General features: G+C 45.4%; 11 protein-coding genes. 5 read left to right on the top strand and 6 right to left on the bottom strand.

Annotation, left to right across the window (positions count from 1 at the left end):
* From apbC to dacB, 4 genes are all read left to right on the top strand, one after another.
* A partial coding sequence (apbC, locus tag GY683_RS09455) for an iron-sulfur cluster carrier protein ApbC (protein ID WP_297288488.1) occupies nt 1–971 on the top strand: 971 nt, incomplete at its 5' end.
* A gap of 79 nt (nt 972–1,050) precedes the next feature.
* Complete coding sequence (gene dcd / locus GY683_RS09450; RefSeq protein WP_036362122.1) at nt 1,051–1,620, top strand: dCTP deaminase; 570 nt, start codon at nt 1,051–1,053, stop codon at nt 1,618–1,620.
* 105 nt (nt 1,621–1,725) lie between these two features.
* A complete protein-coding gene (locus tag GY683_RS09445; RefSeq protein WP_297288487.1) occupies nt 1,726–2,013 on the top strand; it encodes a polyhydroxyalkanoic acid system family protein in 288 nt (95 codons plus the stop codon).
* A gap of 72 nt (nt 2,014–2,085) precedes the next feature.
* Nucleotides 2,086–3,654: a D-alanyl-D-alanine carboxypeptidase/D-alanyl-D-alanine-endopeptidase gene (dacB, locus tag GY683_RS09440; protein WP_297288486.1), complete on the top strand. Its 1,569-nt coding sequence runs from the start codon at nt 2,086–2,088 to the stop codon at nt 3,652–3,654.
* 55 nt (nt 3,655–3,709) lie between these two features.
* Here the strand turns inward: dacB and GY683_RS09435 are convergent, their stop codons facing one another.
* Both GY683_RS09435 and truD read right to left on the bottom strand, forming a co-directional pair.
* Nucleotides 3,710–4,597: a M15 family metallopeptidase gene (locus GY683_RS09435; protein WP_297288485.1), complete on the bottom strand. Its 888-nt coding sequence runs from the start codon at nt 4,595–4,597 to the stop codon at nt 3,710–3,712.
* A gap of 106 nt (nt 4,598–4,703) precedes the next feature.
* Nucleotides 4,704–5,768: a tRNA pseudouridine(13) synthase TruD gene (truD, locus tag GY683_RS09430; protein WP_297288484.1), complete on the bottom strand. Its 1,065-nt coding sequence runs from the start codon at nt 5,766–5,768 to the stop codon at nt 4,704–4,706.
* A gap of 327 nt (nt 5,769–6,095) precedes the next feature.
* On the opposite strand from truD, the gene GY683_RS09425 reads away from it, so the two are divergent.
* Entirely contained in the window at nt 6,096–7,865 is a 1,770-nt protein-coding gene (locus GY683_RS09425; RefSeq protein ID WP_297288483.1) for an acyl-CoA dehydrogenase C-terminal domain-containing protein, read from the top strand.
* Nucleotides 7,866–7,926: 61 nt separating this feature from the next.
* On the opposite strand, the gene GY683_RS09420 is transcribed toward GY683_RS09425, so the two are convergent.
* The 4 genes from GY683_RS09420 to GY683_RS09405 all read right to left on the bottom strand — a co-directional run bounded on the left by GY683_RS09420 (nt 7,927) and on the right by GY683_RS09405 (nt 13,133).
* Nucleotides 7,927–8,475, bottom strand: coding sequence for a GDYXXLXY domain-containing protein (locus GY683_RS09420; protein ID WP_297288482.1), 549 nt, complete (start codon nt 8,473–8,475; stop codon nt 7,927–7,929).
* Nucleotides 8,472–10,244 carry a DUF2157 domain-containing protein gene (locus GY683_RS09415; protein WP_297288481.1) on the bottom strand — a complete coding sequence of 591 codons (1,773 nt, stop codon included), beginning with the start codon at nt 10,242–10,244 and terminating at the stop codon, nt 8,472–8,474. The genes GY683_RS09420 and GY683_RS09415 overlap by 4 nt, the downstream gene beginning before the upstream one ends.
* A gap of 151 nt (nt 10,245–10,395) precedes the next feature.
* Complete coding sequence (locus GY683_RS09410) at nt 10,396–12,228, bottom strand: phosphoenolpyruvate carboxykinase (GTP) (protein ID WP_297288480.1); 1,833 nt, start codon at nt 12,226–12,228, stop codon at nt 10,396–10,398.
* A gap of 359 nt (nt 12,229–12,587) precedes the next feature.
* Entirely contained in the window at nt 12,588–13,133 is a 546-nt protein-coding gene (locus GY683_RS09405) for an acyl-CoA thioesterase (RefSeq protein WP_297288479.1), read from the bottom strand.
* Nucleotides 13,134–13,274 lie beyond the last annotated feature (141 nt).

Genomic DNA, 13,274 nt, shown 5'->3' with positions numbered 1-13,274 from the left:
TCTATCATGCGCTGCGCACACGCCTGCACACGATCGGCGTCGAGGAAGTTAATCTAAATGTCGTGCTGTCCGATATTGCGCCAGCATCTGGAGATGGGGCGGCTCAGACCTACATTCCAACCGATCCTAAAGAAGCGGAGCCTGCACCCACCAAGCGCGCACCCACCCAAAGTGACATCGCGCCGCATCCGCGCATTCGTCACATCATCGCTGTGGCATCAGGCAAGGGCGGTGTGGGTAAATCCACCACAACGGTGAATATTGCCCTTGCGCTCCAAAAACTTGGCAAAAAAGTTGGTATCTTAGATGCTGACATTTACGGTCCATCCATTCCTGATATGCTTGGCATGGCGGGCGTAAAACCTAATGTTGAAAATGATCAATTCGTGCCAATCGAGGCAGACGGACTTGCCATGTTGTCAATTGGCAATCTGATCGAGACTGATAATACCCCGATTGCTTGGCGCGGGGTTAAGGCGACGGGCGCGCTGATGCAGATGTATAATCAGACGAATTGGCCAAATCTGGATTATCTAATCATCGACATGCCACCTGGCACAGGGGATATTACATTGACTCTGGCGCAGCGCATTCCTGTCACGGGTGCGGTTGTTGTGACCACGCCACAGCACATCGCGTTACTCGATGCCAAAAAGGGTGTTGAGATGTTCCATAAAGTTAATATTCCTATACTTGGTATTGTTGAAAATATGGCGCTACATGTATGTAGTCAGTGTGGGCATGTCGATCATATCTTTGGGGCGGATGGTGGTAAGAACATGGCGACCATGTACGACGTGCCACTGTTAGGGCAGTTGCCTATTAATGCGCACATCCGTGAGCAGATGGATAACGGCACACCAAAGCGCATCGATTCTAGCATTGCACACATCTATGATGACATTGCTAAGAGCATCGATGAAGGCATTGGTAAATTCGCCAAAAGCCGCAAAGACGGGCGCATATTTTAACTGATGGTGGCGTTGAATAACTTAAGCTTATCCATTATAATGACGGCAAATTAATGACAAATTCATACTAGGAAATAATATGTCCATTAAATCTGACCGTTGGATTCGCCAAATGGCCGCCGAGCATGACATGATCTCGCCATTTGAGCCGAATCAAGTGCGACACAACGAAAGTGGTGATAAGATCGTAAGCTATGGCACCTCAAGCTATGGCTATGATGTGCGCTGCGCTAATGAATTTAAGGTATTCACCAATGTGCACTCCGCCATCGTCGATCCTAAGAACTTTGATGAGCGCAGTTTCATTGATGTGGTGGGTGATGAATGCATCATTCCGCCAAACTCATTCGCTTTGGCACGCACGGTTGAATACTTTAAGATTCCACGTGATGTATTGACCATCTGCTTGGGCAAATCCACCTACGCACGCTGCGGCATTATTGTCAATGTGACTCCGCTTGAGCCTGAATGGGAAGGGCATGTGACACTAGAGTTTAGTAATACCACAAATCTACCTGCGCGCATTTATGCAGGCGAGGGCGTGGCACAGATGCTATTCTTCCAAAGCGATGAAGTGTGTGAGACATCTTATAAAGATCGTGGCGGCAAATATCAAGGTCAAACAGGTGTTACCCTACCAAAGACCTAACGGTAATCCTAGAATCATAATGTTTACATATTTCATATCGTAATTGTCAAAAGATTGTTCTACAATGAGCAATCTTTTTTATTGTGTTTATTTATTGGAGAGATCATGCCTGACATTCGCATCGAAAAACGCCACAATTTTGACTTAGAAACCGCGCGTACTCAAGCCAAAAAGTGGCTAGAGGAAGCCAAGGCGACTTTTGGGGTGGATGCCACCTACGAGCAGGGCGTTGATACGGACACTGTCGCCATCAAAAAATCAGGCGTGGATGGGCGTGCATTTTTGGATGCGGATAAGGTTGTTTTTGAGGCGGATTTGGGATTTTTGGCGAAGCCGTTAAAGGTTGTGATCAGCTCAGGCATCCAAGAAGGCTTGGATCGCTATTTTGCTTAAGAAGGTATTTGAGCATATAATCGGATTTGGCGATTAGGCTCATTATTTATCATAAAGGTGCGTGGGGTATTTATGTATCGATGGCTGATGGCGGCTTTTGGTGCTGTGGCGACAACGACATGGGCAAATAAACCGAGTTCTAACGCGGCCGATGACCCTATAGCGGCTACTGCCACCTATGATTTGCCCGCGGCCACACTTCCACAAAGCATCCGCGAAAAGATGGCGGTAGCAGGGCTGTCTGATGATGAGGTGAGCTTTTGGGTTGAGCCCTTGGATGGTGGGCTTTCTAATGCTGCCAATGCCACTACCAGGCTTGAACCCATCATTCGCCACCGCGCTGATAAGCTGCGCACACCTGCCTCTACTCAAAAGCTTATTACGACATTCATCGCTTTACATACATTGGGAGAAAACCATCGCTGGATAACTCGCATTCACCCTAAAGGCGTGATCATGAATGGGACGCTGTACGGCGACCTTGTTATTCAAGGGTTTGGTGATCCTGCCATGACGCATGATCGTCTGCGCGCCATGTTACGACAGGTTGAGGCGAGGGGTATTCGTCACATCCAAGGTGACATCATCATCGACAACTCTGCCTTCCAAGATGTTAAATTCAACGTTAATGCCTTTGACGGACAAGGAATGCGTGCTTATAATGCTGCGCCCAATGCTTTTTTGGTGAATTTTGGTACAGTTGAGATTGATGTGTTGCCATCGGGGCATGACGAGATTGTTCAGACATCAACAGGTCAGGCGACTAAATTTGTCCCAAGCGATCATCAAAGCGCTGCCTTACAGGTGCTGCCACCATTGGCGGATTTTAGCGCACCAAGTCAGATCTCTGCCAATGATACGCGCTGCTTAAGTGAGAATAAATTTCACCTAAGTGATGAGAAGCTGACTGTATTTGGTGGTACGCGTGCTGACTGTGGGCGCCAATCTTATTGGTTGACGTTCAGTGATGCTGATAAATTGGCAATCAAGGCAGTCAAGGGAATATGGCAATCGATTGATGAAAGATTCACAGGGCGAGTGCGTATTGATGACGTTGTAAGCCCTGGCATTGCTTGGTTGATTTATCCGTCCAAGCCCTTGAGTGAACAGATTTATCTTATCAACCAATACTCTAATAACGTGATGACTGAGCAAGTGGCGCTGTCTTTACCATTATCAATGGGCGTGGCAGGTGTACATGATCCAGCTTCTAACTATCCAAGTGTGCTTAACTTTATCAGCAAATGGTGGCAGACGCACCTAAGTAGCCAGCCGCCCATGATGAGCCGAGCATCAGGACTGTGCCGAGACTGTGCAATAACGCCAGCAGCGATGGCTGAACTGCTTGCTTTTGCTTATCAGCAGCCGAATTTTGAAGTGTTTAAAGCATCGCTGCCAATAGCCGGTCAATCTGGCACGATGATGTCACTATCCGAGCGAGATCCTGAGCATCCTGCCATTGGGCGTGCGCATATTAAGACGGGCACATTGAATAATGTTAAGAGTCTGGCTGGGTACGTCATGGACACACAGGGCAGATGGTATGTGTTTGTTGGTATGATTAATGCCCCTGGTGTAGGCTATAGTGATCATGCCACCGCGGTTTTGGATGAAGCGCTGTCTTATGTCGCTAAGCTTTAATAAAAAATCCAACCTTTTAATTTGATGGTTGGATTTTTTATTGCCTGTTTGGTGCTTATTGCTTAGACGGGGTTTCTTTATTATTCTGCTTTTCTTTGTTATCCTCGATTGTCTCATCTGGTGTATCAGCTTCATCAGTCTCTACCTCTGTAGCTTGGCATTCTCTGGGTGCGAAGATCGTTTGACCGTGCTCATCACCAACGTACCGCCAGTGCCACGACTCTTCAGATACGCCGCTTTTTTCGCTATATTCCTTGGTAAAGGTCTGCTCCCAACCGTATTCATGGGCGTGCTCCATCAGCCATTTATAACCCTTGCCTTTGGCGAATTTGGCATCAATCGGCGCAAAATCCACCGCGTATCCTGTGTGATGCTCAGAGTAGCCTGCAGGCGATGACGTGTGATAGATGGTCTTGGGCGGTTGTTTTTGACGAATTTTGCGTTTAATGATGGTGTCTTGCAGTCTCACTGAGCGGAAAATTGAGCTGGGATATAGCGCAACTTTATCCTTAGCGGCAGCCTTGACCAGAGTTTGTAGCGGTTCTTTGACGTCTTTGTGGATTAGCTTATTTTCTTCATTTTTGCCACCATAACCACTCCATACCAAATCTTCAGCAAAAATCTCATCATAAGAAAAATGCTGAATGCCTACCGCTAGCGCGTCAGGTGAGCAGATCGGACGTTCTGGTTTTTCATCGTTGTCTTTGGCATCTTGGCTGTCTTGATTGTCTGTATTTTCTAAATCTGACGCATCAGATTCTGATTCATCAGAGCGACTTTCGTCCAGATCATCATTGTTGTTTTTGACAAGTTTGTCTGGTGTGGCTTTGTCATTATCGGTTGTTGGCGTGACTTTTTTGCCATCTGTAATAACAAAAGCGTGCGCACTGCCTTGAATGACAAAACAAATCGACAGTGCAAGTAAGGAGAGTTTCTTTGACATATTAAGTTATGAATTATCTATGATTAAATAAAATAAATGCGCCTATTATAGTGGGTGAATCTGTGTATTGCGTGACAATTTGTTCATAAAATGTGATAAATCACACCTACCTGCGAGTGGGTTCAGTTAAATTCTGCGCAAGGGCATAAAGCACCACCGTGGCGAATGCACCTTTGGGTAGTTCAAAATTTAGCTCTAGATTGCCATCGATCCATTGCCAATCCATATCACTGATTAATAATCGCGTGGCGCGTCTTGACGCTTTTACACCCACCTTTTGTAGGCCTTGGATAAATGTGCTGTGTTTGGCATCGTCAAATACTTGATTTTCAAGAGCGAGCGCGTCGTCAGTGGCTTTATTATCACCCATACCGTATAGCGAGATGGTGGGGTGAATGTCTTTGGCATCAAGGCGTGCTCGTATCTCATCATCAAGCTGGGCGCTAAATACCGAGCCTGTGCCGTTCAGGTTAAATACATCGCCTATCACGCCTTTGTCCCATGTGTGATTGGCAACCCTCAACGCCAAAATTTCATTAAACAAATGACTGCGCGCAGCAGAGATGAGCATGCCATGACGTTCTAGGTCTTTTTTGTGGGGTTTATAGGGTTTGGCGCTTTTTATGATTTTGTCAAAAAAATCCTGCGCTTTGGTTAGATTGCCGGCATCATGCCCAAATCGCTGCTCGCCAAAGTAATTTGGCACCCCGTGGGCTGCGATGTCCGACAGCTGTGCTTCAATATCGTCTGCATTGCCTTGCACGTCTCTTAAAGTGATCGTGAAGTGGTTGGATTTATGCGTACCACGGTTTAATTTTCTGCCATGCCAATGACTTTGCAGAATCTCCACCCGCTCATCTTGTTGTAATTTATCGGCAATAAAATTGCCAAAATCCACGCTGGGCGCAGTTTTCTTGGGTAAGCGCAGGCTGTACCATTGATAAGTCTCGGCGTGACGGTCTTTTAGTCCAGAATAGCCCACATCACGCACAGGAATCTCTGCCCATTCAGACAGTAGGCGCGCGACAAAGACGGTATTCATGTTGATTTTTTTGATATAAAGCCACAAATGCTCACCCGTGCCATCAAAATCAATGTCTATGCGTTCGGTAACGATAAAATCGGCAGGTGATTGTTTAAAGATGACACTGATGATGGCAGGTGTTTTCATGGGCGGGCTTAATGATTGAAAATTATTATTAAAAATGGGTGTTTATTAAAGTGGCTATTAAAGCATGAAATGATTTATTTGCCAAATTTTTAGCGCCCAAAAGTATCGTATTTAAAAATAACAAAAGGCAGAAATCAGCAAATCTATTGGCAAGCGCATAAAATGACTGCTGAGTCTGTCTAAGCGATTGCAAGTTTAAACCCTTTCTTTTAGAGTAAATAATCAGCAGTTTGGTCAGTTAGTCACCTGCCGAATCTTTATCTTGACCATGACATCAAAATATGTTTTTATAAGGGTAAAGTAAGGCTCTAAAAAAGGAAGTTTATTATGACGTTAAATTATTCAGCACCGCTAGACGAGATGCGTTTCACCCTAAAAGACGTATTTGATGCCCCAACGTTTTGGCAAAATACACCCGGTCTGTCACACATGGATACAGATACGGTGGACATGATTTTAGATGAGATGGCGAAATTTAGCCGTGATGTCTTACTACCACTAAATCAATCAGGCGATGATGAAAGCGCAAAATACCTAGGCGATGGCAAGGTCTCCACACCGAGCGGCTTTCAAGATGCATTCAAGCAGTATAGCGACATGGGTTGGATTGGGCTGGGCGGTGACCCTGACTTTGGTGGGCAAGGCATGCCAAAGATGGTAACCATGCTCACCGAGGAGATGATGTTCTCTACCAATCAGGCGTTTGCGCTGTATCCGAACCTGACAGTCGGGGCGACATTATGCTTATTGGCTAACGGCAGTGACGAGCAAAAGGCGTTATACTTGCCAAAACTATACTCAGGAGAGTGGTCTGGCACGATGTGTCTGACCGAGGCGCATGCAGGCACGGATCTTGGCATCATCAAGACGCGCGCCACACCGAATGATGATGGCTCCTATGCGATCACAGGCACCAAGATCTTTATCACAGGTGGTGAGCATGATCTGACAGAGAATATCGTGCATCTGGTGCTTGCCAAGACACCAAATGCACCCGCTGGCTCTAAGGGTATTTCGCTTTTTATTGTGCCAAAATTCCTGGTAAATGACGATGGTACATTAGGCGAGCGTAACGGCGTAGCAGCTGGATCGATTGAGCATAAGATGGGCATCAAGGCATCGGCAACTTGTGTGATGAACTTCGATAATGCTAAAGGTTATATGGTCGGCGCTGAGAACACAGGACTTGCCACGATGTTCGTCATGATGAACTATGAGCGCGTCACGATGGGGCTTCAGGGTCTGGGTGCAAGCGTTTTGGCTTATCAAAATGCCGCCGCCTATGCCAAGGATCGCCTACAAGGCAGACATGATGATGGCATCAAAAATACCGACAAAGCCGCCGATCCGATCATCGGGTTTGGTGATGTGCGTCGTATGCTTCTAAATGCTAAGACCAACAGCGTCGCCTCACGAACATTTGCCATGTATGTGGCAAGAGAGCTAGATATTGCCAAATTTAGCGACGATGAGCAGGCGAAATCAGCTGCCGCTGCCAAGGTTGCATTACTGACACCAATCGCCAAGGCATTTTTAACGGACATGGCGTTCAATGCTACCATCGACTGTCAGCAGGTATTTGGCGGTCATGGTTACATCAAAGAATGGGGTATGGAGCAGATCGTGCGTGACACACGCATCAGTCAGATCTATGAAGGCACGAATGGCATTCAAGCATTGGACTTATTGGGCCGTAAGGTAGTTAAGAATAATGCGGTAGCGATCTTTGCGTTGATTGATGAGATCAATGAAGCTTGTCAAGATATTGATCACGCCATCAAAGATGCGACCGCCTCTGCTGCCAAGCGTGTTAAATACTTGACCGAGCAGCTACTAGACGCTGCCAAGACGGACGCTCACGCCATCAATGCTTCAGCCGTGGATTATCTGCACGCCGTGGGCTATCTGTGCTATGCTTATATGTATGTGCTTATCGTGCGGGCATGCCAAGGCAAGTCAGGCGAGTTTTATGAAGAACGTCTAAAGCTTGCGGAATACTTCACCCAACGAATCCTGCCAAAGCTTTATGCGCATGCCGATATGGCGCAGGCAGGCTCATCGAGCATCATGGCGTTTGATGATGATTTTTTCGCTTGATTGGGTAAGATTAGCAAAAAAGGCAGAGTGATCTGCCTTTTTTGTTTTGGATGCCTCATGATTATTTATGTTCACAATTTAAAGGTCTTAATTCATCATTAACCAAATCCAATAGCATTGGCTTGCCGTTTTTATCGACCTTTTGATGGGCATAAGTTGCTTGTGCATAACACTCTGCCAAGCCTTCAGCGAACAGATAGCTATCGGCAGCAGGGTACAGTGAGGCGATGTAATTGTGCGGATTTTTGAGAATCAACGGCTGAAGTTTGGCTTGTTCTGCAGGTGAGAATTCTGCCTTGGTGAAGGCGGATTTGACCAATCTGTCCTGTTCGTCTGTTAGCAGCCAAACTTCTACGCTGCTCTTATTGTGGTATTTATCCTGATGAATATTACCGTATTCGATCAGCTCCATCGTGCCTGTATGCCAATACAAATCATAGCCCAGAGCCATGTAATCACCTTGAATCAGCGAACGCGGATCGGCAGGCGTGAGTTTGATGTACAAATCATTTGATTGATGCAAATGTTGTTCATGCTTGGCGATGATACTGCCTAAGACGATGACTGTAACGAGGCTTAGAATAATCGGTAGGGCGGTCTTTATTCTCATGACAGCTCCTTTGGTAAGCGGTTGATGTGCTTGGCAAGGGCGGTGATTGCTATTATGGCAACGCCTGATGTGAGCATGACAGAACTTTTTTGTAAGAATGTCATCGACAGTGAATAGTAGCTGTACCACAGCAGTGCAACCATGCCGAATAGATATAAACCATTGATGAATTTATCATCTTGTTTGATTGACCATGCCAGTCCTGCGACTAATATCGCCATCTCAAATTGACCAAGTCCAACCAATATAATAGCTAAGGCAACACTAAGCGCGAGATTGGGAATTTGCCTACGATAGCCCCACAGCAGTGCTAATAGCCATGCTCCTTGGAGTATCAAAACCTCAACAGGTCGGTATGCCTTAGATGTGGATGTATCGATGATTAGCCAAAACTCTTGAATGAACGTCGCCATCATGATGATTGGTAGGTATAGCCATGTTGCCTTGATAGGGATTGCTGATCTTTTGCAATGTGCTGCGATGATAAATAATGCCATCGCGGTCAAAGATATCGCATGCAAAAACCAGAGCGGTGCGTTAATTTCATAAACGAAATAGCCGCAAGCCAACCCATACAACCCGAGCCATTGCCCAACAATAACAAACCAATGCACACGTGTCAGCATCACTAATGAGGTGAAAATTGCTTGGGCGATGAGCGTAATGAGTATGCTATCATCACTAAAGCGTAATAAAAAAGACAACTGACCACACAGCATGAGCGCATAGCACAAATGCCTTATAAATAAGGTTTTGCTGCTCGATGTTGGATGTTTGGAAGTTGTATGGATGGCGATGAGTGATAATACAAAGCAGACCAACCCCATCCAGGAAGAAACATCACCCCAAAAAGCCAAAAATGCTGATGAAAATAGCAATCCTGTCAAATACGCACCAATACCTACCGGCAGGGCATGGAATCGGCCACCTGGAAATAACCGCGCAACCAAAATCCCAAGTAATGCAAACCACATAAAGGTGAGTGCGCCAAACACAAAATATGAATGGATATTATCAAAAAACATGAATATGAACCAAGCCAATAGCGATGCACCCATGCCGGATAAGGTAAGCGCAAGGCAGGCTTGTTCTTGATGTTTTTTAAATTGCCAAACGGCGAATAATGGTAAGGCGACAATACTGATTAAGCTGATTACTGCGTTGAGATTAACTTGCCTGTGCAAATCAGCGGCACCAAGTGCGGATAATAAGGACAAAATACTGATGATGCCAACCATCAAAAAACGCGCAGATGGGTAGAATTTTAGTGTGATCACAAGCTGCATCAGGCTTAATAGATTAAATGCCAGCAAGTAACCGATGTCGAATGCGTCAAAGTAGTTTTGTGTAAAATATAGATATAATGCAAATTGACTAACGATGATCACAATAAAAAACACGCCGACATTCTGCCGATATAGCCAAGGCAAAGCCAATAAAGACCAAATAACGAAAAGCCAAAAACTGTCAGCACCTGTCTGATAGGCTTGCCCAATGACTGCCAAGGACAGCCCAATCATGGTAACAGAGGCAGTCTGTAATACTTGGCGGGGTGTATCACTTTTCACGAATGCGCTAATCACATCTAACAATGCCATCAATCCGATGGTCAGCGCCATTCTTGTCATGTGTGACCAATAAAACCAATTCGACGCCACAAGATAAACCATCGTTGCAAGTATTAGACCCATACCAACGATGGTCATCTGGGTGTAGAACCTATTAGGAATATTTGTAGAGTAATCTTTGCTGTGAAGATGAATATTCATAAGCATCCCATCATGCCGGCTATTGTGAAGCGTTATTATGTTATTGTATCATGATTTGACACCGTTGTATTTTTTTGATAATTTTTGATTTTGATGAATCTATAGACGTAAAAAACGCCCCGATTTACGGAGCGTTTTTTTGGATTGGGAGCTATAGAGCCTGCACGTCATTTAGTAGTTTGGCTTGATGATTGATCAGAGCCTGCGGCATGCGCTCGCCTAACTTGTTGAATAGGTCTTTGTGATCATGTAGTTCTTTAACCCATGCAGCCTTGTCTTGGCTGGTTACTAGGTTGAACTGCTGCTCACTGAAGTCAGACTCCGCCCAGTTGATGTCGTTGTAGGTAGGAACAAGACCGATCGGGGTCACAACAGCATTAGCCTTACCTTCGCAGCGGTTGATGATCCATTCTAGAACGCGCATGTTCTGACCAAAGCCAGGCCATACGAAATCACCATTCTCGTCACGACGGAACCAGTTCACTTTGAACATTTTTGGCATTTGAGTGCCGTGTTCAGTGGTTAGTTTTTCAAGTTTTTCACCCATTTCTAACCAGTTGGTGAAGTAGTCTGCCATGTTGTAGCCGGCGAATGGCAGCATCGCAAATGGATCGCGACGAACAACGCCTTGAGCGCCTGTAGCAGCAGCTGTGGTTTCAGAACCCATGGTTGCAGCTTTATACACGCCGTCCACCCAGTCAAATGCTTCAGATACCAAAGGCACAGTATCAGCACGACGACCACCGAAGATGAAGGCAGAGATAGGCACACCTTCAGGGTTTTCCCATTGTGGGTCGATAGATGGGCACTGAGCGGCAGATACGGTAAAGCGTGCGTTTGCGTGAGAAGCTTTCTCTGCACCTGTGTGTTTTTCACGTTTCCAGTTGATTAGGTTTTCTGGTACTTCTTTGGTTTTACCTTCCCACCATACTTCACCATCTTCAGTCATGGCAACGTTGGTGTAGATAACGTCTGAACCTAGAGTGCTCATGCAGTTAGAGTTGGTTTTGGTGTTAGTACCTGGTGCTACGCCAAAGAAGCCTGCTTCTGGGTTGATGGCATACAGTCTGCCGTCCGCTGATGGCTTGATCCATGCAATGTCGTCGCCCACGGTTTCAACTTTCCAACCTTCGTAGCCTGCTGGTGGAATTAGCATGGCGAAGTTGGTCTTACCACAGGCAGATGGGAATGCCGCAGCGATGTAGTGTTTTTTGCCTTCTGGGTTGGTAACACCTAGGATTAGCATGTGTTCAGCCAGCCAGCCTTGTTCGCGACCCATTACAGATGCGATACGAAGGGCTAGGCATTTTTTGCCAAGTAGGGCGTTACCGCCGTAACCTGAACCATAAGACCAGATTTCACGAGTCTCTGGGAAATGTACGATGTATTTGTCATCATTACAAGGCCATGCAACGTCTTTTTCGCCTTCTGCCAGTGGTGCGCCTACTGAATGCACGCAAGGCACGAATTCACCAGTTTCGCCCAGCACGTCATATACAGCTTTACCCATGCGTGCCATTTTGCGCATGCTAACCACAACATAAGGGCTGTCAGTCAGCTCAACGCCGATGTGAGCGATATGACTACCCAAAGGACCCATGCTAAATGGCACAACGTACATGGTGCGACCTGCCATGCAGCCGTCAAATAGACCTGCAAGCTTAGCACGCATCTCATCTGGATGCTGCCAGTTATTGGTTGCGCCAGCATCGATTTCTTGCTCTGAGCAGATGAAAGTGCGGTCTTCAACACGCGCTACGTCTGATGGGTCTGAGAAGGCCAGATAAGAATTAGGGTGTTTTTCTTGGTTTAGTTTTACCATGGTGCCGTTATCAATCATTAGATTGATTAGGCGATTGTATTCTTCATCTGAACCGTCACACCATTCGATGGCAGCAGGCTTGGTAAGCTGTGCGATCTCGTTGACCCAGTTTACTAGGGCTTGATGACGAACAAATTCTGGAGCATTAACAATGGTAGTCATGTGATATCTCATGAAAAATAAAGAATTAACCAGCCAAAAGGCGGGTTTAAAAAGTTTAATCTAGCCAAAAAGAATAGACTATTTTAATAATAAAGAGCTAACAGTATCGACTGATTTTGTCTAGTATTATTGTTAAAACAATATGACAGCCCTAAATTTTCTGCGTATTAAAACATATTTTGATACAATTGATAAGTTATATTCATAAAATAAATTATGGTATTTTTAGATTTTATAATGGAATTAAAGACAGGTGGATAATGCATTTGATTGGCAAATTTTAAACTGATTTAAAAACTTGGCTTGTTTCCAATTCTTATGCCATAAAGCCTAAATTTGATTAATTTAGACTTATAAAATCATTCATTCGGATAAGGACGCAGCTTGTCAGCATTTACCCAAGATTGCACCCATTCGTCAGGCGGTATGTTGATTTGGGATAAATTTAATGCGCTTAATACAGTTTTGGTGTCTATGGTTTTGCCTGTTTTGATGTTGGTGACGGCGGTACGAAGCAGGGCGTGACAGGTGCATTTGCCTTTGACCCACATGGTCTGTTCAATATAGAACCAACGTTCATCGACAGCGCACAGTTTGGTCTTCATGATGACATCGTCAAAGGCGCGAATTCTCTTACGATACTGGATGGTGCTGCCTGCCACCACCAGCCCCCATCGGTTTTGGATGAGCTTCTTGCCAAGTCCTGTACGAATGGCAAAATCTGTACGACCTAAGTCAAACAAGGTAAAAATCCGCCCGTTATTCATCTCAAGAAAGTTGTCGATGTCATTTAGGCGTGCCTTAAAGTGATATTCACTGGTGTCGGTCAGATTTAGTGTGTCACCTTGTTTAAAGTCGATTGAGCTTTTGACGATGGTCTTGGCAAGACGTAAAAAAGGATACATAAACGATTCCACATTCAAAAAGACAAACTAAAAGGCGATGATCTCGCCTTTTTTGGATTACGCTTTATAAAAAGTTGCGTTTTTTAAATTTGGGGTGCGCTGACGGCTGTCGTTGCTGGGGCGTTTTTTGTTGCCGGTGTG

The sequence above is a fragment of the Moraxella sp. genome (assembly GCF_024227015.1).
In the GTDB taxonomy this organism is placed as follows: Bacteria; Pseudomonadota; Gammaproteobacteria; order Pseudomonadales; family Moraxellaceae; genus Moraxella.
Note: the sequence above shows the minus strand (reverse complement) of the source record. Positions and strands in the feature narration are given on the sequence as shown.